Origin of the sequence: Sphingomonas sp. SKA58, assembly GCF_000153545.1 — a bacterium.
Taxonomy (GTDB): domain Bacteria; phylum Pseudomonadota; class Alphaproteobacteria; order Sphingomonadales; family Sphingomonadaceae; genus Sphingobium; species Sphingobium soli.
This window is the reverse complement of record NZ_CH959307.1, coordinates 1,036,568-1,059,510: the sequence shown is the minus strand read 5'-3', so window position 1 is coordinate 1,059,510 and position 22,943 is coordinate 1,036,568. Positions and strand designations below refer to the sequence as shown.

At 65.7% G+C, this 22,943-nt stretch carries 16 protein-coding genes and 1 pseudogene; 13 read left to right on the top strand and 4 right to left on the bottom strand.

What is annotated here, in order from left to right:
* Positions 1–545 (bottom strand): annotated as a pseudogene (locus tag SKA58_RS14560) (dihydrodipicolinate synthase family protein); the annotation flags it as partial.
* A 99-nt stretch (positions 546–644) separates the two neighbouring features.
* Between SKA58_RS14560 and SKA58_RS14555 the strand changes: the two are divergent.
* The 6 genes from SKA58_RS14555 (at position 645) to rmuC (ending at position 10,993) form a co-directional block, all read left to right on the top strand.
* On the top strand, positions 645–2,720 hold the full coding sequence (locus tag SKA58_RS14555; RefSeq protein ID WP_009823226.1) for a lytic transglycosylase domain-containing protein: 2,076 nt from the start codon (positions 645–647) through the stop codon (positions 2,718–2,720).
* Between the two features lie 68 nt (positions 2,721–2,788).
* Positions 2,789–3,274 carry a transcription elongation factor GreB gene (gene greB / locus SKA58_RS14550; RefSeq protein ID WP_009823225.1) on the top strand — a complete coding sequence of 162 codons (486 nt, stop codon included), beginning with the start codon at positions 2,789–2,791 and terminating at the stop codon, positions 3,272–3,274.
* Positions 3,275–3,370: 96 nt separating this feature from the next.
* Positions 3,371–4,186 carry an ImuA family protein gene (locus SKA58_RS14545; RefSeq protein WP_009823224.1) on the top strand — a complete coding sequence of 272 codons (816 nt, stop codon included), beginning with the start codon at positions 3,371–3,373 and terminating at the stop codon, positions 4,184–4,186.
* Complete coding sequence (locus SKA58_RS14540; RefSeq protein WP_009823223.1) at positions 4,089–5,705, top strand: Y-family DNA polymerase; 1,617 nt, start codon at positions 4,089–4,091, stop codon at positions 5,703–5,705. The genes SKA58_RS14545 and SKA58_RS14540 overlap by 98 nt, the downstream gene beginning before the upstream one ends.
* Positions 5,702–9,358 carry an error-prone DNA polymerase gene (locus SKA58_RS14535; RefSeq protein ID WP_009823222.1) on the top strand — a complete coding sequence of 1,219 codons (3,657 nt, stop codon included), beginning with the start codon at positions 5,702–5,704 and terminating at the stop codon, positions 9,356–9,358. The genes SKA58_RS14540 and SKA58_RS14535 overlap by 4 nt, the downstream gene beginning before the upstream one ends.
* A 153-nt stretch (positions 9,359–9,511) precedes the next feature.
* The gene (rmuC, locus tag SKA58_RS14530) at positions 9,512–10,993 is read left to right on the top strand and encodes a DNA recombination protein RmuC (protein ID WP_009823221.1); all 1,482 of its coding nucleotides are present in this window, start codon (positions 9,512–9,514) and stop codon (positions 10,991–10,993) included.
* 46 nt (positions 10,994–11,039) lie between these two features.
* On the opposite strand, the gene SKA58_RS14525 is transcribed toward rmuC, so the two are convergent.
* On the bottom strand, positions 11,040–13,202 hold the full coding sequence (locus tag SKA58_RS14525; protein WP_009823220.1) for an AsmA family protein: 2,163 nt from the start codon (positions 13,200–13,202) through the stop codon (positions 11,040–11,042).
* A 157-nt stretch (positions 13,203–13,359) separates the two neighbouring features.
* Here SKA58_RS14525 and rpmI point away from each other — a divergent pair, with 157 nt between their 5' ends.
* The 5 genes from rpmI (at position 13,360) to pheT (ending at position 18,313) form a co-directional block, all read left to right on the top strand.
* On the top strand, positions 13,360–13,563 hold the full coding sequence (rpmI, locus tag SKA58_RS14520; protein WP_009823219.1) for a 50S ribosomal protein L35: 204 nt from the start codon (positions 13,360–13,362) through the stop codon (positions 13,561–13,563).
* Positions 13,564–13,576: 13 nt separating this feature from the next.
* Entirely contained in the window at positions 13,577–13,939 is a 363-nt protein-coding gene (gene rplT / locus SKA58_RS14515) for a 50S ribosomal protein L20 (protein WP_007711871.1), read from the top strand.
* A 170-nt stretch (positions 13,940–14,109) separates the two neighbouring features.
* A complete protein-coding gene (locus SKA58_RS14510; protein ID WP_009823218.1) occupies positions 14,110–14,724 on the top strand; it encodes a LysE family translocator in 615 nt (204 codons plus the stop codon).
* A 71-nt stretch (positions 14,725–14,795) separates the two neighbouring features.
* Positions 14,796–15,887 carry a phenylalanine--tRNA ligase subunit alpha gene (gene pheS / locus SKA58_RS14505; RefSeq protein WP_009823217.1) on the top strand — a complete coding sequence of 364 codons (1,092 nt, stop codon included), beginning with the start codon at positions 14,796–14,798 and terminating at the stop codon, positions 15,885–15,887.
* A complete protein-coding gene (gene pheT / locus SKA58_RS14500) occupies positions 15,884–18,313 on the top strand; it encodes a phenylalanine--tRNA ligase subunit beta (protein ID WP_009823216.1) in 2,430 nt (809 codons plus the stop codon). The genes pheS and pheT overlap by 4 nt, the downstream gene beginning before the upstream one ends.
* Positions 18,314–18,401: 88 nt before the next feature.
* Here pheT and SKA58_RS14495 read toward each other — a convergent pair whose 3' ends face one another.
* Entirely contained in the window at positions 18,402–18,926 is a 525-nt protein-coding gene (locus tag SKA58_RS14495) for a hypothetical protein (RefSeq protein ID WP_009823215.1), read from the bottom strand.
* A gap of 123 nt (positions 18,927–19,049) precedes the next feature.
* Here SKA58_RS14495 and SKA58_RS14490 point away from each other — a divergent pair, with 123 nt between their 5' ends.
* Both SKA58_RS14490 and SKA58_RS14485 read left to right on the top strand, forming a co-directional pair.
* Positions 19,050–19,934: an aldose 1-epimerase family protein gene (locus SKA58_RS14490; protein WP_009823214.1), complete on the top strand. Its 885-nt coding sequence runs from the start codon at positions 19,050–19,052 to the stop codon at positions 19,932–19,934.
* A 123-nt stretch (positions 19,935–20,057) separates the two neighbouring features.
* Positions 20,058–21,635 (top strand): peptide chain release factor 3, encoded by a 1,578-nt coding sequence (locus tag SKA58_RS14485; protein ID WP_009823213.1) that lies wholly within the window; start codon positions 20,058–20,060, stop codon positions 21,633–21,635.
* Between the two features lie 6 nt (positions 21,636–21,641).
* Here the strand turns inward: SKA58_RS14485 and SKA58_RS14480 are convergent, their stop codons facing one another.
* Complete coding sequence (locus tag SKA58_RS14480) at positions 21,642–22,892, bottom strand: spinster family MFS transporter (RefSeq protein WP_037543681.1); 1,251 nt, start codon at positions 22,890–22,892, stop codon at positions 21,642–21,644.
* Between the last annotated feature and the right edge of the window lie 51 nt (positions 22,893–22,943).

Here is a 22,943-nt window from a genome sequence, read left to right as displayed (position 1 = left end):
GCAGAAGTCCGGGCGGCAGGCCAGACGCTGCGCGGTGACCCGCCCCAGATCCCGGTCGCGTCCTTGATCCAGACGATGGTCTGAAACTCCTCCGACAGGCGGTGGATCACCGGCACGCCGATGTCGGTGATGGTGCGGCTGGGCACATTATACAGGATGATGGGCAGGTCGCAGCGTTCGGCCAGCCAGGCGAAATGGCGATAGACGCCGTCCTGGTTGGGCTTGTTGTAATAGGGCGCGACCACCAGCGCCGCATCCGCGCCCGCGCCCTGCGCCGCATACATATGGTCCAGTGCGATGCGCGTGTCGTTGGACCCGCATCCCGCGATCACCGGCACGCGGCCTGCTGCCTGATCGACGCAGATGGCGATGACGCGGTTATGCTCCTCAACGGTCATCGTCGCGCTTTCGCCAGTCGTCCCGCACGGCACCAGCGCGCTCGATCCATCCGCAATCTGCCAGTCGACGAACGCGCGAAAGGCGGCTTCGTCGATCGTCCCGTCGCGGAACGGGGTGACCAGAGCCGGAATCGAGCCCGAAAACATGATGAAACTCCTTCAAATCTCCGGGCTGCCGGGGCATGATGGGACAAGCGGCGCGCTATAGCGCGTCATTCAGGGCCTGATAAGGACGCAAATGCGATTATGTCCAGCATGCGCACCCCTCCTCCTATCGAAAGTTATCTGATCCGCATGCCGATTATTGCCTTGTTGCTGATGACCGCGGGCGCCAGCGCGCAGACCGAGGACGCGGCGCGGCCTTCGCCCACCGGCGCGATGGTGCAGCCGGTGCCGCCCGAATATGGCCAGCCCAGCCAGTGGAACCAGGTCCAGGCGCAGATTGGCCAGCCGACCGATAGCTCGATCGCCGGCACGATCAGCCAGTGGCGCGCGCTGCAACAGAGCGATGGGCTGGGCTTTGCGCCCTATGCCAGCTTCATCATGGCCCATCCGGGCTGGCCGGGCGAAGACCGGATGCGCCGCCTGGCCGAAACCGCCATCAATCCCGACAGCTATGCGCCCACGCAGGTCGTCGCCTTCTTCGCGCAATTTCCGCCGCGCACGCCCGTCGGCCACGCCCGCAACGCGGTGGCGCTGATGCAATTGGGGCGGATGGACGAAGCGCGAATCGCCGCGCGCAACGCCTGGGTCGGCGGCACGTTGCAACCCAGCGACGAAGCGCGGCTGCTCTCGCTGTTCGGCTCGGCCTTCTCGCCTGCCGACCATGATCTGCGCGCCGACATGCTGCTGTGGAATGGCGACGTTGCCGGCGCGATGCGGATGCTGCCCTATGTCAGCGCCGCGCGCCGCCCGGTCTTTTCCGCGCGTATCGCCTTCAAGCGCAAGGCGCCTGAAGCGACCGCGCTGATGCAGTCGGCCGATGCGATGGGCGCGGCCGATGCCAGCTATGTCGCCGACAAGGCGGCCTGGTTGCGCGACAGCGGCAACTGGATCGCCGCGCGTCAATATCTCGCCAATCGCCCCGCCGCCACCTATCGCCCCGGCGATCCGGAAGAATTTTACGAAGTCCTGCTCAACCAGGCGCGGGGCGCTGCCAATGATAGCCAGTGGAGCTTCGCCTGGGGCATCGCCAGCAAGATTGATGACGCCGTGCCGCCCGGCTCCGACGTCAGTGACCAGCCGATCGGCGTGCGCGACGATTATACCAGCCTTGCCTGGCTGGCGGGCACCACCGCCTTCTACAATCTCAATCGTCCCTCGGACGCGGTCGGCATGTTCCGTCGCTATGCCGACGCGGCCAAATCGCCCCAGACCCGGTCGAAGGGCTATTATTGGGCCGGCCGCGCCGCCCTCTCCGCCGGCGACAGCGCCAGCGCGAACAGCTATTTCGCCCAGGCCGCCAATTATGGCGACCAGTTTTACGGCCAGCTCGCGCTCGAACGGCTCGGCCGTCCGGTGCCCGCGCCCGCCACGGTCGAACGGCCGGTGCCGATCTCGGCGGCCGAACGCGCGGCGTTCAACAACCGCTCGGTCGTGCGCGCGGTCAAGGCGCTGGGGCAGATGGGCTATTGGGCCGACCAGAGCAAATTCGCCCGCGCCATCGCCAATAATGCCGACAGCGACACCGATCATTTTCTGGCCGCTGAACTGGCCCAGCAGATCAATCGCCCGGACATGAGCGTGATGGTCGGCCGGCGCGCCGTCTCCAGCGGCCTCACCGGCTATGGCGACAGTGCCTTTCCCCGCGTGCCGGTGCCCAGCCAGGCGCAATATAACTGGACCATGGTTCATGCCATCGCCCGGCAGGAAAGCCAGTTCGACAAGCAGATCGTCAGCCATGCCGGCGCGCGCGGCCTGATGCAGCTGATGCCCGGCACTGCGCGCGAACAGGCGGGCAAGCTTGGCATGAGCTACAATCCCGCCTCCCTCAATGATCCCAGCTACAACATCATGCTGGGGTCGGGCTATTTTCAGCGCATGCTCGATTATTATGGCGGCAGCTATCCGCTCGCGGTGGCCGCCTATAATGCCGGGCCGGGCAATGTGAACAAATGGATTCGCGCCAATGGCGACCCGCGCCTGCCGGGGTCAGACATTCTGCGCTGGATCGAGAATATCCCGATCTACGAGACGAAAAATTACGTCCAGCGTGTGCTCGAAAACGCTGTCGTCTATGAAGCGATGAACCCGGAACGCGCCAAATTCCGCGGCAGCAACGCGGTGCTCAGCCGCTATCTGGGCAAGCAGACGCCGGGCTGACCCCCTTACGCGGAGTCGGGACGCCCGTCTCGACTTCGCTCCGCCCGAACGGCTAGGAAGGGTCGGCCATGGCCACCCCTTATCCCAATTATATCACACCCGAAGGCTTCGCGAAGCTGCGCGCGGACTATGACCATCTGCTCGGCGTCGAACGCCCCAGCATCGTCGAGGTGGTCAGCTGGGCGGCGGGCAATGGCGACCGCAGCGAAAATGGCGACTATCTCTACGGCCGCAAGCGGATGCGCGAAATCGACGGGCAGTTGAAGCGCCTGTCGAAGAAGATGAAGGATGCCAAGGTCGTCGATCCCTGGCAGCAGCCGGACAAGAGCCGCGTCTATTTCGGCGCGACCGTCACCATCGCGGATGAAGACGACAATCATCGCACCGTCACCCTTGTCGGCAATGACGAAACCGACGTTGACGCTGGCCGCATCGGCTGGGGATCGCCCATCGCCCGCGCCTTGCGCGGCGCGGCGGTCGGCGATTTGCGTCGCGTTATGCTGCCGGCGGGCGAACGTGAATATGAGGTAATGGCGATCCGCTATCCTGATTGAAAAAGCGCCATTTTCGCGTGCTCATGCTCTTTGGCGAAAGAGCATCCATTGACTCGCGCCGTTCCTGCGCAGAAATAGAACATAACAGGAACATTTATGGCCGAGTCGATCCCCAGCCTCGCCGCGCTCAGGCGGCATATCGCCTCGCTGGACCGGGCGCCAGCGCGGGACGCGTGCGTCCGCTTCGCCACCGGCCATGGCCCGCTTGACGCCATGCTGGGCGGCGGGCTGGCGCGCGGGCGCGTGCATGAAGTCTTCGGCGCGGGCGGGGAGGAGGGGGCGGCGACCGGCCTTGCGCTGCTTTGGGCGCAACTGGCGGGGGGGAACGCGCCTTTGCTGTGGCTGCGCAGCGACGGCGCGGCGCGGATCGGCGGCCTTCCCTATGGTCCCGGCCTCGCCGCGCTAGGCCTTGATCCTGCGCGCCTGTTGCTGGGGGCGATGCCCGATGACGCCATGCTGCTGCGCGCGGCGGTCGATGCGCTGCGCTGCGCGGCGTTGGGCGGGCTGGTGATGGAATTGCGCGGCCGGGCGCCCTTGCTCGATTTGACCGCCAGCCGTCGGCTGGCGCTGGCGGCCGAAGCATCGGGCGTCACCGCGCTGCTGCTGCGTATCGACGGCGCGCCGGTGCCCAGCGCGGCGGACACGCGCTGGCAGGTGGCGGCCGCCCCGTCCGCGCCGCTGCCCGGCAATGCGCCGGGACATAGCGCCTTTGACCTCACCCTGCTGCGCCGCCGGGCGGGACCGGACGGGCAGGCGTGGCGGCTGGTGTGGGACACAGAAAGACGATGTTTTGGAGATGTGGGCGATGAACGCCATGGCGATGGACGGGATCGGGCAGACGCTGCCGCGCCGTTATCTGGCGCTGAGCTTCCCCTTCCTGCCGATCGATCGGCTGCGGGTCGCGCGGCCTGATCTCTGGGCCGCGGGCGAAGGGCCGGCGGTGGTGGTGGACATGGTGCGCGGCGCGATGCGGCTGGGGTGCATCGACGCCGACGGGCTGGCGATCGGCCTGATGCCGGGCATGACTCTGGCCGACGCGCGCGCGCGCGAACCGGACCTGCGCGTTTTCGAAACCGATCCCCATGCCGATCAGGACTGGCTGGAACGGCTGTGCGACGGTTGCGCCCGTTATACACCCAATGCCGCGCCCGATGGCATTGACGGGCTGATGCTCGACATCAGCGGCTGCGGCCATTTATGGGGCGGCGACGACGCGCTGGCGGCGGATGCTGTGGAACGGCTGGAGCGGCACGGGTTGCGCGTCCGCCATGCCCTTGCCTCCAGTCCGGAAGCGGCGCATGCGCTCGCCCGCTTCCCCGGTCCCCCCGCGCCGGACGAGGACGCTGCCGTCCGTCGTCTGCCGGTCGAGGCGCTGGGGCTGGACCCGGACAGCGCGGTGGCGCTGCGCCGCGCGGGGCTGCGCACCGTGGGTGATCTCGCCGCCCGCCCCGCCGCGCCGATCGCCGCGCGCTTTGGGGAAGAGGCGATCGACGCGCTCGACGCCTTGCTGGGCCGGGGGCATCGCCCGCTCGCGCCGCGTCGCCCGCGCGCGGCCATACGCATCGACCGGCGCTTTGCCGAACCGATCGGCAGCACCGCCTATGCCCTCAAAATATTGGAGGATATGGCGGCGCAAGCGGGTGATCGTCTTGCCGAACGGGGGGAGGGCGGCCGACGGTTCGAAGCGATCTTCTTCCGCAGCGATGGCCTCGCCTTCCCGCTGCGCGTTGAAACCAGCCTGCCGATACGCGACGCGCCCGCGATCCTGCGCCTGATGCGGGAACGGATCGACGCCCTGTCCGACCCGATCGATCCGGGCTTTGGCTTTGACATGCTGCGCCTCACCGTGCCGCAGGCGGAAAAGCTCGCCCCCACCCAATTGGCTCTGGAAGGGGGGGAGGCGCGGCGGGAGGACAGCGTCGCCGCGCTGGTCGATCGCCTGTCGATCCGCGCCGGGCGCGCGCGCATTCAGCGGCTCGCCCCGCGCGACAGCCATATTCCCGAACAGGCGCAACTGGCCCTGCCCGCGGTGGAACCGCGCGCGCCCGAACCCTGGCAGGGACCTGGCGATGCCGCTAGGGGATTGGGTGATGCCACTGGCGAGCCGGGCGACCCGCCGATGCGGCCGCTTCATCTGTTCGATCCGCCCCAGCCGATCGAGGTGATGGCGCTGTTGCCCGATGGCCCGCCCCGCCGGTTTCGCTGGCGTCGGGGACTGCATGACGTCGCCCGTTATGAAGGGCCGGAACGGATCGCGCCCGAATGGTGGCACGCCAAGGACGGGGCCATTGCCGGCGACGCCATCGGCCGCACCCGCGACTATTATCGGGTCGAGGATGCGCGCGGCCGCCGCTACTGGATTTTCCGCCATGGTCTCTCCGGCGCGGAAACGCCGCAGCCCGGCTGGTATATTCACGGCCTGTTCGCATGAACGGGGGGCGCAAAAGGCGCGGCTATCCCGATCCCGCCCGACCAAAATCCATCGACCGGCGCGAACGGGACGCGCTGGAGGCCGCGCGCGCGCAAAGCAAGGATGCAGCCCCGCCGCCTCCGCCGTCCCCACCGCCCCCGCCGCACGATCCTCCATCGCCACGCGATCCTGCGCCCGCCTTCGCCGAACTGGTCGCCGCAACCAACTTCTCCTTCCTGCGCGGCGCGTCCCATGCGTCCGACATGGTCGCCCGCGCGATGGAGCTTGGACTGGCGGGCATCGGCATTGCCGATCGCAATACGGTGGCGGGCGTGGTGCGCGCCCATGTCGCCCGCAAAAAGGCGCAGGAACGCGCCCGCGCCGCGCTGCTGGAGGCAAAGGCGCAGGCTGGCCTGCCGCCCGACCTCAGCGCTGACGAAGAGGCCGCCTGCCACATCGACCTGCACCTCATCGTCGGCGCGCGGCTCGTCTTTGCCGACGGGACGCCCGACATTGTCGCCTATCCCGCGACCCGGCGGGGGTGGGGCGAACTCACCAAATTGCTGACGGTCGGCAATCTGCGTGCGGTCAAGGGCGGCTGCATTCTCCACTATGAAGATCTGACTGCCTATCTTGATGACCTGTTGCTGATCGTGCTGCCCACCTCCACCGCGACCGAGCAGCAGGTCCATCGCAATCCGGTGGACTATGACTTTGCCGATCGCCCGCCGGGGGAGCTGGTGCAGCATGGCCATCTCAGCCTTGTCCCGCCCCCCCGTCCGGCCGATCTGGCCGCCTTGCTGCGCCGGCTGGCGCGACTGGCGCCGGAGCGCGTATGGCTGGGCGCGCCGCTGCGTCGCGACGGCCGCGACGCGCGGCGGCTGGCCCGCTTCCAGCGCCTGTCGGACCGGGCCGGGGTGCCGCTGCTCGCCACCATGGACGCACTCTATGCCAGCCCCGCGCAGCGCCCGCTTCAGGATGTGCTGACCTGCATCCGCGCCGGCACCACGATCGGGAAGGCGGGGCGGCGGCTGGAGGCCAATGCCGAACGCCATCTCCACGATCCCGCGGAAATCGCGCGCCTGTACCGCGCCTGTCCCGACGCGGTGGCGCAGACCGCTGTTTTTCTGCGTCGAATCCGTTTCTCGCTCGACCAGCTGCGCTATGAATATCCGCACGAACCCGTGCCCGAAGGCTGGACCGCGCAGCAATGGCTGGAGGAACTGACGCTCAGCGCCGCCCACGCCCGCTACGGCCCGCATATCCCCTATCAGGTGCGCCAGCTGCTGGACGAGGAATTCTCCCTGATCGCCAGGCAGCGCTATGCCTATTATTTCCTCACCGTCTACGACATCGTCGCCTTCGCCCGGACGAAGGGTATCTTGTGCCAGGGGCGCGGGTCCGCCGCCAATTCGATGGTCTGCTTCCTGCTCGGCGTCACTTCCGTCGATCCGCAGAAGCATGACCTGCTCTTTTCCCGCTTCGTGTCGGAGGAACGGGACGAACCGCCCGACATCGACGTCGATTTCGAACATGAGCGGCGCGAAGAGGTGATGCAATATATCTATGATCGCTATGGTCGCCATCGCGCCGGCATCGCCGCGACCGTCATTCATTATCGCTCGCGCAGCGCGATCCGCGAAGTGGCCAAGGTGCTGGGCCTGTCCGACGATATCGTCACCCGCCTCTCCAGCACCATCTGGGGCAGCTATGCGCGCGACATGAACGAACAGCGGATCAGCGAAGCGGGCTTCGATCTTGCCAATCCGCAGATCGTGCGCCTGCGCGAACTGGTGGGGCAATTGCTTGAAGCGCCCTTTCCCCGCCATCTGTCACAGCATGTCGGCGGCTTCATCCTCACCCAGAACCGGCTCGATGAAACCGTGCCGCTTCATCATGCCGCCATGGCCGACCGCAGCTTCATCGAATGGGACAAGGATGATATTGACGCGCTCGGCCTGATGAAGGTCGATGTGCTGGCGCTCGGCATGCTCACCTGCATCCGCAAGGCGTTCGACCTGATGCGCGACCATGGGCTGGGCGATCACCAGCTGGTGGTGGACCTTAATGCCGATGATCCGGCCGTATACGACATGCTGTGCCGGGGCGACAGCATCGGCGTGTTCCAGGTGGAAAGCCGCGCCCAGATCAACATGCTGCCGCGCTTGCGCCCGCGCGAACTGTACGACCTCACGGTCCAGGTCGCGATCGTGCGTCCCGGCCCGATCGAAGGGGACATGGTCCACCCCTATCTGCGCCGCCGCGCGGGACTGGAAAAACCCGAATTTCCCTCGCCCGATCCGCCGCACAATCCCAATGAACTGCGCGATCTGCTGAAACAGACCTATGGCGTGCCGCTGTTCCAGGAACAGGCGATGAAGCTCGCCATCGTCGCGGCTGAATTCACCCCGTCGCAAGCGAACCAGCTGCGCCGGTCGATGGCGACCTTCCGCCATGTCGGCGGCATGGACAAGTTCCGGGAAAAGATGATCGGCGGCATGGTGAGGCGTGGCTACAAGCGCGATTTCGCCGAACGCTGCTACAGCCAGATCGAAGGGTTTGGCAGCTATGGCTTCCCCGAAAGCCATGCGCTCTCCTTCGCGCGGCTCGTCTATGTTTCGGCCTGGATCAAATGCCACCAGCCCGCCGTGTTCGCCTGCGCCCTGCTCAATTCCCAGCCGATGGGCTTTTACGCGCCCGCGCAGCTGGTGCGCGACGCGCGCGAGCACGGCGTCACCATCCATGGTGTCGACGTGAATATGAGCCGGTGGGACAATCATCTCGAACCACTGTTGCGCTCGCGCCGAAGCGACCGGGGCGAAGGGGCGGGGCGGGCGTTGGCGCTGCGCCTGGGCTTTCGTCAGGTCGACGGGTTTCGCGAAAGTTGGGCGACGCAACTGGTCGCGGCGCGCGCGGATGGCGGCCTGTTCACCAATATGGAGGATCTCGCCCGGCGCGCAGGGCTGCCGGCGCGGGCGCTACGGCTGCTCGCCGATGCCGACGCCTGTCGCTCGCTGGGGCAGGACCGGCGCGCCGCTTTGTGGGAGGCGCGGCGCACGCCTTCGGACGAGCTGCCCCTGTTTGCCGCCGCGCGCCAGCGGCAGGGCGATGCGCGCGAACTGGGCGCGGAGCCTGATGCCCAACTGCCCGCCATGCCGCTCGCCGAACAGGTGACGACCGATTACGCCATGACGCGCCTGTCGCTGAAGGGGCATCCCATGCAGTTCCTGCGCCCCGTCTTCGCCGCCGAAGGCGTGCTCAGCTGCGCGCAGGCGGGCGCGGCGAAAAATGGCGCGAAGGTCAGGGTCGCGGGCGTGGTGCTGGTGCGCCAGCGGCCGGGCAAGGGCAATGCCGTCTTCATCACCATCGAGGATGAAACCGGCATCGCCAATATCCTGCTTTGGGCGCGCCTGTTCGAAATGCAGCGCCGCCCGGTCATGGCCAGCCGGCTGATGCTGGTGGAAGGGGAAATCCAGCGCAGCCGCGAAGGCGTCGTCCATCTGATGGCCGCCCAAGTCCATGACCGCACCACCGAATTTGATCGCCTCAGTGAAACGCTGCGTCCACGCATCACCCTGTCGCGCGCCGACGAATTTCTCCACCCCCAGCATCCCCGTACCGGTGGCCATCCCCGCGACGTGCGCATCCTGCCCAAGTCCCGCGACTTTCATTGATCCGCCGCAGAGGAAATGGCGCGCACCAATCTCCTATAATTAGGTAGCTAACTAACCTTTTGCACTATCCTTGCATATGTCTCTGTTGCTGTCACTCTTGCGGCACGCCAGCCATCCCGCTAGGTTCCTGTTTCGTTCCAAAAAGGACCCTTCATGGACAGCCCGGCCGCTTTATTCCTGATCCTCGCGCTTCTGCTCGGCCTGGGCGTCGGCTGGCTGCTCCGCACCCGCTCCACCGCGCCCCTCGCTGCCGAACGGGCGGACCTTGCCGCCCGGCTCGAAACCGCGACTGTCCAGCGCAACTCCGCCATCGCGGAATTGGCGGTGGAGAAGGAACGCGTCGCCCAGGCCGCAGTGCAGATCGCCCGGCATGAAGAGGCGCACATCGCCGCTGCCCAGCGACTGGACCAGGTCCAGGCCGTCGCTGCCGATCGGCTGCAAACCGTCCAGGCCGAACGCGAAGTCGCGCTGCGCGACCTCGCTGCACTTCAGTCCGACATTCAGGCGCGCACTCGCGCCTTTGAACAGCAGATCACCGCGCTCAAGGACGCCAAGGACCAACTGTCCGCCCAGTTCAGCGAAATTGGCGGCCGCCTGCTCGAAACCGCCCAGACCCAGTTCCTTACCCGCGCCGACCAGCGTTTCGCCCAGGCCCATGAAAAAAGCGAGGCCCAGCTCAAGACCCTGCTTTCGCCGGTCGAAACCACGCTCAAACGCTATGAAGAAGGGTTGGCGCGCGTCGAAAAGGACCGGGTCGGCAGCTATGCCGAATTGCGCGAGGCGATCGCCATGGTCCATGCGGGCCAGGGGCAGGTGCGCGAGGAAACCGCCAAGCTCGTCAACGCGCTACGCGCTGCGCCCAAGACGCGTGGCCGCTGGGGCGAACAGCAGTTCAAGAACCTCATCGAAACCGCCGGCCTGTCTCCCTTCGTCGATTTCCAGGAGGAAGTATCGGTCACGGTGGAAGACGGCCGGCTGCGCCCCGACTTCATCATCCGCCTGCCCGGCGACCAGCAACTGGTGGTCGATGTCAAATGCTCGCTCGAAGCCTATCTCAACGCCGTCGAATCGGTCGACGGCCCGACCCGCGAGCGATTCCTCGTCGACCACGCCCGCGCCGTGCGCACCCATGCCGATGCGCTGGGGCGCAAGGCCTATTGGGAACAGTTCGCCAAGGCACCCGACTTCGTCATCATGTATGTGCCCGGGGACAATTTCGTCACCGCCGCGCTGGAAGCAGATATGGAATTATGGGAACGCGCCGCGCGCAACCGCGTCATCATTTGCGGCCCCGCCACCTTCCTGCCGCTCGCCCGCACGCTCGCCGGCCATTGGCGCCAGGCCAAGTTGCAGGATCAGGCGAAAGAGGTCGCCGACCTTGGCAAGCAACTGTACGAGCGGCTCGCGACAGCGGCCACGCACCTCAAGCGCCTTGGCTCGGGATTGAGCAGCGCCGTCGACAATTACAACAAGTTCGTCGGCAGCTTCGACCGCAGCGTCCTGCCCGCTGGCCGCCGCTTCCGTGATCTCAATGTGGAAACCGGGGGCAAGGATATCGAAGCGGTGGAACCCCTGGAACTGCTTATTCGCGACTCACAGTCGGACGAAGCCCGCGCCCTGCCGACCGCCGAGTGACAGGGCGGCGTTTGCGCCCGACCGCTTCAAAGGGCGGACGGGACGCTCAGAAAATCCCCAGGAACTTCTTGTTCTGGCTCTTTTTCTCCGCCTTGCTGCCCTTGCCTTCCTCATCCTTGGCGGTGGTGCCGCGGCCGACATCGTCGCGCGCCTTGCCGCCCTTGGTGCGTTGCGCTTGCGCGGTGGCGCCGGCCAGCACCGGGCCGCACGCTGCGCCCTTCGCATCGCCCACATCGACGAAGGCCAGCACCGCCGCCAGCGGGGTCGCCGCGACGCCCAGCGCAGCAGCCGCACCCCCGCGCGCCATCAGGTCCGAACTGACCGCATTGATGCGCGGCTGCGCGAAATAGCCGCCGATACCGACTGGCGACTGGCCGGAAAACAGGCTGATCTTCTTGCCATCGGCGCGGAAGGCCAGGTCCAGCCGCTCGTTGCGGAACGAAAACCCGCCCCGGCCGATCATGACATTCTTTTTGGTGTCGATCAGGATAGGGTCCGCCGCCGCCACGCCGTTGCGCACGGTGAAGGCAATCAGCCCGCAGTTGATCTCCACCGGTTCCTTGAGCTTATTCTCAAACATCTTCGTGATGAAGGTGCCGACGTCGATTTCGGACAATTGCACATTGCGCGCCCACATCGTGCCGGCGGGCAGGATCGCGGCGATGCGGCCATTGGCGCTGCCAAGCGAATCATGCAGCGAATCGCCGATGCCGGTCATCTGAACCCGCCCCTTTACCGTGCCGTTGGTGCCCGATTCCGCCACGCCCCATCGCGCCAGCAACGTGCCCATGGGCGTGGGCGCCAGGCGAATGTCATAATTCGTGTGCGCCGGCCTTTGCCGCGCGTTGATCCTGATGTCCGACGCGACATGCCCGCCCGCCATATCGAATGTCAGGGGCGACAGGGTAAGCAGGCTCCTGTCCAGCTTCACCGTCACCGCCGCATTGGAAATCGGCACATTGGGCGCACGGACCGTCTTGACGCTGTAGCGGACGTCGGCATCGAAATTGCGGATCGCCTCGACCCGCAATGGCGTGTCCGGCAAGACGCGCGGCGTGCCCGATACCGTCTCGATCGCCCCGCCTGCGCCCTGCGACGCCAGCTTTTCGGGATCATAGCCGATAAACGGCCCCACATCGATAATGTCCAGCTTTTGCGTCGCCAGATCGCCCTTGATCAGCGTCCGCTCGCCTGGCTGCGACACGGTGAACCGCCCTGCCAGGTCGCTGTCGCCGAACCGGCCCTTCAAGTGGGTGAAGCGCCACTCCTCGCCCACCTTGGTAAGGTCGCTGGTAAAGCGATAGGTGCGCGTGGGGGGAATCACGATGCCCAGAAAATCGAACAGCCGCGCCAGATTGCGTCCTTGTGCCACCATCTGAAGGTCGCTGCCCTCCAGCTGCGTGGCGCCTGGCAATGTGCCTGACACATCGACCCGCGTCGCGCCGGCCTCCATCCGCGCGGCCAGCTGATTGCGTCCCCCCGTCACCGTCTGATCGGGGGACAGCAGCCCGCCCTTCAAGGCGAAAGGCAACGCGCGCATTGTACCATCGCCGGCAAAGCGCACTTCGCTCGTAAATTGCGTATCGCGCGCCTTCACCGTGTCGAACCCGATGTCGACGCCCAATTGCATCCGGGGATCACGAAAACGCAGCGTCGTCCCGGTCAGCAGCGCCCGGCTCACCAGCGGCAGGTTCAGCGGCTTGCCCTTCTTCCCTGGGTCGCCAAAGGTCCATGTGTTGTGCTGATGATCGCGCGACCATTCCAGATCGACCGCGCCATTGCGCAACTCCAGCCAGCGCACCCGCACCTTGTCGCCGAAGATCAGGCTCAGCGGCGCGATCCGGCTGTCGATGCGGTCGGCGCGAAAGATATCGGGGCGGCTCGCCCAGCTGGTGTTGGACACGCGGATGCCCTCGGCCAGGAATTTGACCGTGATCGGCGCGAAATAGAGCTGGAAATCCCCGTCCACCCGGACCTGCCGATTGAGGCTGTTGCCCACAACATGCTCGAACGGCCGCTTGAGGAACCGCCCCTTGGTCACGAACAGAATCAGCCAGATCGCGAACAGGATGCCGACAAACGCAATCGCGATGCGCGCGGGCAGGGGGAGCGCGCGCCAGCGATCGCGCGCGCGCACGATATGGCGGCTCGTGCCGCCTGCCGCTGCAATCGTCCTTACCTTGGGCGCGTCGGGTTCAGCATCGGCCATCGAGCACCAACGCCAGCCTCACGCTTTAGGTCCGAATCGCTTGCCTTTTGACGCGCGGGCCACTAAGGGCCGCCCTTCGCGATATTCAGTGAGACCGCCCGGCTAACTAGGGCTGCCGTGGCTGTCTGTAATCGTCGCGCCAGATAAGGAGACGAAAATGCCCAAGATGAAGACCAAGAGCGGTGTGAAGAAGCGCTTCAAGTTCACCGCCACCGGCAAGGTCAAGCACGGCGTCGCTGGCAAGCGTCACCGCCTGATCAGCCATAATGCGAAATATATCCGTCAGAACCGTGGCACCAGCGTGCTGTCGGATTCCGATGCCGGTCATGTGCGCCTGTGGGCGCCCTATGGCCTCAAGTAAGGAGTTCTGACTCATGGCACGTGTCAAACGGGGTGTAACCACCAAGGCGAAGCATAAGCGGATTTTGGATCAGGCGAAGGGCTATTATGGCCGTCGCAAGAACACCATCCGCATCGCGCGCCAGGCCGTCGAAAAGGCCGGCCAGTACGCCTATCGCGACCGCAAGGTAAAGAAGCGGACCTTCCGGGGTCTGTGGATTCAGCGCATCAACGCGGGCGTCCGCGCCGAAGGCCTGACCTATTCGCAGTTCATGCATGGCCTGAAGCTGGCCGGCGTCGAACTGGACCGCAAGGTTCTGGCCGACATCGCGATGCATGAAGGCGAAGCGTTCAGCGCCATCATCGCCCAGGCGAAGGCTGCGCTGCCCGCCGCCTGAGCGGAATGATCGCAAGATCGTCCAAAGGGGCGCCGGGGCATCAGGCTTCGGCGCCCCTTTTTGTTTTTGCGGTTTCGTTTGTTCCGAATAGCCATTGAGCAACGTCGAGATGGCGTATCGAAGGACTGCTCAACCCGAACGGGCAAAGATGAAGGTAAAGGACCCATTGTATGTCGCTGCATCTCTGGTGGATCTACGTCACGGCGGTGTTCCTGATCTCGGCGACGCCCGGCCCCAACATGCTGCACGTCATGGCGCAGAGCATCGCCCATGGCCCGCGCAAGGCGCTGGCGACAATGGCGGGACTGATGAGCGCGGTGCTGCTATGCCTTGTCGCGTCGGCGCTCGGCCTTGGCGCGTTGCTCAAGGCCTCGCCGCGGCTGTTTGACGTGCTGCGCTATGCCGGCGTCGCCTATCTGGTCTGGCTCGGCATCAAGGCATGGCGCGCGCCAGTGGGCATGGGCGATGCCGCGCGTCCCGTCAAATCCGACCATGCGCTCTTCGCCACCGGGCTATTGACAGGCCTGTCCAATCCCAAGCTCATCATCTTCGCCGCCGCGCTCTTTCCGCAGTTCATCGTCCTCGATCGGCCCTTCTGGACGCAGCTTGCCATATTGATCGCCAGCTTCGTGGTGATCGAAAGCTTCTGGTATGGTGTCTACGCTCTGGGTGGCGGCCGGTTGAAGCGCTGGCTCGCCCCCGCCAACCGCCAGCGCCTGTTCAACCGCGGCACCGGCCTGCTCTTCATCGGCTTCGGCGGCGCGCTGCTGGGGGCGCGGGCCTGACCCTTTCCATGCGGCGTTCGCGTCGCTAAGGCGCAACGCGACGCTTTGCCATTACGGCCCATGGGAATGATATGACCGAAATTAGCGCACTCAAGACCGGCCTGATCGCCGACATCACCGCCGCCGACACGCTCGACGCGCTGGAGGCGTTGCGCGTCGGCGCGCTGGGCAAAAGCGGGGTCGTCACCGGCCTCTTGAAGACGCTCGGTCCCATGTCGCCGGAAGAGCGGCTCGAAAAAGGCCCGCCGATCCAGGATTTGCGCGAAAGCGTGACGACCGCGCTCGCTGAACGCAAGGCGCAACTGGAGCAGGCCGCGCTCGACGCGAAACTGGCCTCCGAAAAGGTCGACATGACCCTGCCCGCCGACATCGGCCCGCAAGGGTCGGTCCATCCCGTCAGCCAGGTGATGGACGAACTGGCCGAGATTTTCGCCGACTTGGGCTTTTCCGTCGCAACCGGGCCGGAGATCGAGGACGACTGGCATAATTTCACTGCGCTCAACATTCCCGAAACCCATCCGGCGCGGGCGATGCACGACACCTTCTATTTTCCGGACGAAGACGGCCAGAAAAAGATGCTGCTGCGCACCCATACGTCGCCGGTGCAGATCCGCACGATGATGGATCAGCCGCCGCCGATCCGCATTATTGCCCCCGGCCGCGTCTATCGCAGCGATTCCGACGCGACCCACACGCCGATGTTCCACCAGATCGAGGGGCTTGTGATCGACCGGGGCATCACGCTTGGTCACCTCAAATGGACGTTGGAAACCTTCCTCAAGGCCTTTTTCGAGCGCGAAGATATAATCTTGCGCCTGCGGCCGAGCTATTTCCCCTTCACCGAGCCTTCGGTCGAAGTGGACGTCGGCTACACCCTCGCCAACGGGCAGCGCATCATCGGCGGCGATGGCGATGCGGCAGATGGCGGTTGGCTCGAAGTGCTGGGCAGCGGCATGGTCAATCGCCGCGTGATCGAGGCGTGCGGGCTGGACCCCGATGAATGGCAGGGCTTTGCCTTCGGCACCGGGGTCGATCGGCTCGCCATGCTCAAATATGGGATGAACGACTTGCGCGCATTCTTCGACGGCGACCTGCGCTGGCTCAAACATTATGGCTTCTCGGCGCTTGACGTGCCGACGCTGAGCGGGGGAGTGGGCGCATGAAGTTCACCCTGAGCTGGCTCAAGACGCATCTCGACACCGATGCGGACCTTACCACCATCCTCAAGACCCTGAATGCTATTGGCCTGGAGGTAGACGGCGTCGAAAATCCGGCCGAAAAGCTCGCCGGCTTCAAGATCGCCAGGGTGCTGACTGCCGACAAGCATCCGCAGGCCGACAAATTGCAGGTGCTGACCGTCGATCATGGCGACGGCCAGCCCTTGCAGGTCGTTTGTGGCGCGCCCAATGCCCGCGCGGGCCTGGTCGGCGTCTTCGGTCTGGAAGGCGCGGTGGTGCCATCCAACGGCATGGTGCTCAAGAAGACAGCGATCCGCGGCGTCGAATCCAACGGCATGATGTGTTCGACACGCGAGCTGGAGCTGGGCGACGATCATGACGGCATCATCGAACTCGCGCCCGACGCGCCGGTCGGTCAGGTCTATGCGAACTGGGCCGGGCTCGACGATCCGCTGATCGACGTGTCGGTCACGCCCAACCGGCAGGATTGCATGGGCGTGCGCGGCATCGCCCGCGACCTGGCGGCGGCGGGCCTGGGAACGCTCAATGCCATCATCGTGCAGGAGATCGCGGGCGCGGGACCGGGACCGGATGTGCGCACCGACGATCCTGACGGCTGCCCCGCCTTCTACGCCCGCACCGTGCGCGGCGTCGCCAATGGCGCGTCGCCCGAATGGATGGCTCGCCGCCTGAAGGCCATCGGCCAGAAGCCGATCAGCGCGCTGGTCGACATCACCAACTATATCATGATCGACCTTGGCCGCCCGCTGCATGTCTATGACATGGCGACCCTGAAGGGCGGCCTCGTCGCGCGCAAGGGGCGCAGCGGCGAGCAGGTGCTGGCGCTCAATGGCAAGACCTACACGGTCGACGAAACGATGACCGTCATCGCCGATGACGAAGCCGTGCATGACATTGGCGGCATCATGGGCGGCGAACATTCGGGCGCGCAGGCCAGCACCACCGACGTACTCATCGAATGCGCCTATTTCACTCCCGAACGAATCGCCGCTACAGGTCAAAAACTGGCGCTCACCTCCGACGCGCGCGGCCGGTTCGAACGCGGCGTCGATCCCGCCTTTTTGGACGATGGCCTGTCGATCGCGACCGATCTGGTGGTCCGGCTGTGCGGTGGCATCCCCAGCGAAGCGACGCGCGCGGGCACGCCGCCTGTCGCATTGCGCACGCTCGCCTACTCGCCCGATCAGTGCCACGCGCTCGCCGGTGTGGATGTGCCGGCTGACGAGCAGAAGCGCATCCTGGAACGGCTGGGCTTTGGCGTGTCGGGCGACGCGAACAGCGTCGAATATCAGGACGGCATGCCGGTCAGCGTGCCGGGTCACTGGACCGTGACGGTGCCCAGCTGGCGGCGCGATGTCGATGGCTGGCCCGACATTGTCGAGGAAGTGGTGCGCATCGTCGGACTCGACCATGTGCCCTCCACCCCGCTGCCGCGCACGCCCGGCGTCGCCCGCCCGACCGCCACGCCCGAACAGCTTGTCGAACGGCGCGTGCGCCGCACCGCCGCCGCGCGCGGCCTGGCTGAAGCGATCAACTGGTCCTTCCTTTCCGAGAAGGAAGCAGCGGCCGTGGGCGGCGGCGACTGGACGCCTGATTGGATATTGGCCAATCCGATCTCCGAGGATCTCAAGGTCATGCGACCCTCGCTGCTGCCAGGCCTCCTTTCCGCAACCAAACGCAATGTCGATCGCGGTGCCGCGTCTGTGCGCCTGTTCGAGCTGGGCCGGCGCTATTTCAAACAGGGCGAGCGGGCGACCGTCGGCTTCGTGCTGGCCGGGGAAAAGGTCGCGCGTGGCTGGCAGTCGGGCAAGGCGCAACCCTTCGACGCTTTCGACGCCAAGGCCGAAGTGATCGCGCTGCTCGCAGCGGCCGGTGCGCCGGTCGCCAATCTGCAAGGCTTTGGCGAGGCGTCGGCCGCCTATCATCCCGGCCAGTCCGGCACGTTGCGGCTCGGCCCCAAGATGGTGCTGGCCGAATATGGCGTGCTGCACCCCAGCCTGGCGCGGCAGTTCGGCCTGTCGGGCGCGGTGGTGGCGGGCGAGATTTTCCTCGACGCCATTCCGCCCAAACGCAAGAGCGGGGCACTGCGCGCGCCCTATGCGCCGCCTGCGTTGCAAGCGGTCAAGCGCGACTTCGCCTTCCTGGTGCCCGCCGATGTCGAAGCGGACGCCCTCGTGCGCGCGGTGCGCGGCGCGGATAAGAAGGCCATTGTCGACGCGCGCCTGTTCGACGTCTTTGTGGGACCGGGGGTCGAGGATGGGCACAAGTCGCTCGCGATCGAAGTCACGATGCAACCCGGAGACAAGAGCTTTTCCCAGGATGAGCTGGAAGCGATCAGCGCATCGGTGGTGAAGGCCGCGGCCAAACTGGGCGCGACGCTGCGGGGCTAGACGCCAAGCTCCGTTCGTTTCGAGCATGTCGAGAAACGGGACGCATCGTCACCGTTTCTCGCATGTGCGCGAAGCGACCGGAACGTGACTACTTGTTGCCGCCCTTCGCTGCCGGCTCCGGCGCGATGGGCGCGATCTTGCACCCCTTGGCCGCCGCCATGCCGCGAATATAGCCGCGGCGCGCAATGCCGGCGGTAACCGCCGCCTGCAACCGGCGCTCGGCCGGCGCGGCGCCACTGATCTCGCGCACCAGCCCGCGAAACGGGATCAGCGAATTGACCACCGTCTTGCCCACCGCCTCCGCGATCTTGCCGGTGCGATTCTCATTGGCTTCCTTGTCCGCCGTAAAGTCGTCGCCCAGCACCGCGTTCAGCGCGCCCAATTCCCGGTTCAGCCCCTTGCAGCTGCGACTGGGTGGCGCGGCATAGGGATTGTCGACCGCTTCTGTCAGGATGGGCGGAATTTCGTCCTTGTCCAGGCCGATGTCGCGCGCCGGCTGGCTCGCGATCCGGCCGGCCTTGTCCATCGTGTCGTCCCTTTTTTCCTTTTCCTGCGCAGACGCTGTTCCCGCGAGCAGCGTAGCGGCCATCAAGGCCAATCCCATATATTTCATCGTTCGATCCTCCGGATGCAGAACCGGCGACGAGCCCCTCTGGTTCCAGAAGCGAAACGACATGGTGGCAGACAGGATCAAGGGGCGCTGTTATGCGGTCGGGATTCACTTTGGAGGTCCCGCTTGTCCGATCATCCCCTGATCATCCGTTCGTCCGACCTGACCGTCCGGATCGACCGTCTAGGCGCGGAACTCCGCTCGATGCGGGACGGGCAGGGTCGCGAGGTGATGACCGACGCCGATCCGCGCTGGTGGACGGGGCATGCGCCGCTGCTCTTTCCCTTCGTCGGGCGATCGCGCGGTGACGCCTACCGAATGAACGGGCGCACATATTCCATGCCGCAGCATGGCTTTGCCCGGCGCGCCGATTTCGCGCTGGAGGATCATGCGCCCGACAGGCTGCTGCTGCGGCTGGAAGCGGACGCGACGACGCGCGCTGTCTATCCCTTCGACTTCCGCCTTGACATGAATTTCACGCTGGAAGGGGCGACGCTGCGCATGACCGCGACCATCAGCAATCGCGGCGAAGCGCGCATGCCTTTTTCCTTCGGCTATCATCCCGCCTTCGCCTGGCCGCTACCCTTTGGCGGCGCGGTGGAGGATCACCGCATCATCTTCGACAAGCCGGAGCCGGCCCCGATCCGCAGGGTGGGGGACGAACCTGGCCTGATCGCGCGCGCAAGCGAACCCTCGCCTGTCCAGGGCGACAGGCTTGCCCCCACCTATGCCATGTTTGAAGGCGACGCGCTCATCTGGGACGATCTCGCCAGCCGCTCGCTCACCTGGGGCGTTCCCGGCCGACCGCACCTCAAAATCGACTTTCCCGACACGCCTTGGCTCGGCCTGTGGCAAAAGCCCGGCGCCCACTATCTGTGCGTCGAACCCTGGGCCGGCATGGCCGATCCGGTGGGATTTGACGGTGACGTCTGGGACAAGCCTGGTATCATGGCGCTGCTGCCCGGCCAAAGCCGCAGCTTCCGCATGGACGTGACGCTGGTCGGCGTGTAACGGGCGCACTTAAAGGATTCCGTTCGGGCTGAGCCTGTCGAAGCCCTGTTCTTCTCTTCCACAAGAAAAGTGCAGCCCTTCGACAGGCTCAGGGCGAGCGGTTGTTTTCAAGAGCCGATCGACATGACTATCCCATCCCGTCGCACCTTCGCCATCATCTCGCACCCTGACGCGGGCAAAACCACGCTCACCGAAAAGCTGCTGCTCGAAGGCGGCGCGATCCATCTCGCCGGTGAGGTGAAGGCGCGCGGCGCCAACCGGCGCGCCCGGTCCGACTGGATGAAGATCGAGCAGCAGCGCGGCATTTCTGTCACCTCCTCGGTCATGACGTTCGAGCGCACGCGTGATGGCGAAACCATCACCTTCAACCTGCTCGACACGCCGGGCCATGAGGATTTTTCCGAGGACACCTATCGCACGCTGACCGCCGTCGACTCCGCCGTCATGGTGATCGACGCGGCAAAGGGCATAGAGCCGCAGACGCGCAAGCTGTTCGAGGTCTGCCGCCTGCGCAACGTCCCGATCATCACCTTCGTCAACAAGGTCGACCGGGAAGGCCGCGAAATCTTCGGCCTTCTGGACGAGGTCGCCGACCAGCTGCAACTCGACGTTTGTCCCATGAGCTGGCCCGCCGGTATGGGCGGCGAGTTTGAGGGCATCTACGACTTCGCGACGAACCGCCTGCGCCAGCCCACCGGCCCCTCGCGCGAGTTCGAAGGCACGGAGGCGCATGTCTCCGGCCTTGACGATCCGAAGCTGGCGGAATTGCTCTCGCCCCAGGCCCTCGAACGGCTGCGCGAGGAGGCTGAATTGGCGCAGGGCGGCTATGCCGAATTCGACCTTGACCGCTATCGCGCGGGCGACCTGACCCCGGTTTATTTCGGGTCTGCGCTCAAACTGTTCGGCGTCACCGAACTGATCGACGCGCTTGGCCAGCACGCGCCCCCGCCGCGCGCCCAGCCCGCCGAACCTGCTGCCGTCGAACCTGACCAAGGCGAAGTCACCGGCTTCATCTTCAAGGTGCAGGCAAATATGGACCCGATGCACCGCGACCGCATCGCCTTCATGCGGCTCGTTTCGGGCAAGTTCCGCCGGGGCATGAAGCTGACGCCATCCGGCTCGGGCAAGCCGCTCGCCGTCCATTCGCCGATCCTCTTCTTCGCGCAGGACCGGGAACTGGCCGACGAGGCGTTCCCCGGCGACATCATCGGCATCCCCAACCATGGCGCGCTGCGCGTGGGCGATACGCTCTCGGAAAAACCCGGCCTGCGCTTCACCGGCCTGCCCAATTTCGCGCCCGAAATCCTGCGCCGCGTGGCGCTGAAAGACCCGACCAAGACCAAGCAGCTGCGCAAGGCGCTGGACGACCTCAGCGAAGAAGGTGTGATTCAGGTCTTCTACCCCGAAATCGGCAGCCAGTGGATCGTCGGCGTCGTCGGTCAGCTTCAATTGGAAGTGCTGATTTCGCGGCTGGAGGCGGAATATAAGGTGGCGGCCGGCCTTGAACCCTCGCCATTCGACACCGCCCGCTGGATCAGCGGCGACGAAGCCGCGCTCAAGGATCTGGTCGCCTATAATGGCGCCAACATGGCCAAGGACCGCGACGGCAACCTTGTCTTCATGGCCAAGAGCGCCTGGGACATCGGCTACCAGCAGGAACGCCACCCCCAGGTAAAGTTCAGCGCGACCCGCGAGCGATAGGACGCTCTAAGCCGCGACCCAGTCGCGGCGCAGCGCCTTGCCCGCCAGCGCCATGAACAGGCCGGCCAGCAGGTAAAAGCCCAGTGCCGCAACAATGGCGTAGCGCAGCGCCTCATTCCCATAAGCCGGCGTCAGCGCATCCGACAGGTTGCCCACCGCCCAGCTGCCCAGGCCCAGGCCGACGAGGTTGTTGATCAGCAGGAAGCTCGCCGCCGCACTGGCGCGCATATGGGCGGGGACGAGGTGCTGGACCGCGGTCAGCACCGGACCAAGCCAGACATAGACCAGCGCCTGCGGGATCAAGAAAAAGCTAAATGCAAAAGAAACGCTGTCGGACAGCACGCCGATCACGAACAGCGGCATGCCGACCACATAGCTGACCGCGGGCACCCAGGCATAATAGGCTTTGTCGCGGCCGCCCAGCCGGTCCCCCAGAAACCCGCCGAGCAGCACCCCCGCCACGCCGCCGATCAACAGCAATCCGCCCAGGAACTGGCCCGCGCCTATCAGGTCCAGGTCGAAACTGCGCATCAGCAGGCTGGGCAGCCAGAAGGCGACACCATAGCCGCACATCGAACTGCACGCCGCGCCCAGCGCCAGCAGCCAGAAGCCGCGCTTGGCCGCCAATATGCCGAACACGGCGCTCACTGGCACGGCGTCGGCGGCCTGAACCGGACGGGCGGGTTCGCGCACGATCAGGCGGAAGACGGGCGCGATCAGGATGCCGAGCAGCCCCACGACGATGAAGGCGGTGCGCCATTCGACCGCCTGCGCGATATAGCCGCCCAGCAGCACGCCCCCCGCCGACCCCAGCGGAATACCCAGTGAATAGATGGACAGCGCCCGCGCGCGCTGATGCGGCGGGAAATAGTCGGAAATCACGGCATAGGATGGCGCGACCCCGCCCGCTTCACCGACGCCCACGCCGATACGGAACAGGAACATCTGCGCGAAGCTGGATGCCACGCCGCACAGCGCCGTAAAGCCGCTCCAGATGGCGAGGCTGACGGTGATGACCCAGGTCCGGCTGGTGCGGTCGGCCAGCAGCGCCAGTGGAATGGCCAGCGTGGAATAGAGCAGGGCGAAGGCAATGCCGCCCAGCGCGCCGAGTTGTGTATCGGTGAGCTTCAGGTCCGCCTTGATCGGTACCGCCAATATGCCCAGAATCTGCCGATCCAGGAAGTTGAACGTATAGACCAGCAACAGCATCGCCAGCACGACGGCGCGATATCGGGGTGAAGCGGTTTGTTCGGTCATGGCTTGCATCCATCTCCGTTCAGTTCGAGCTTGTCGAGAACCATTGCGCGA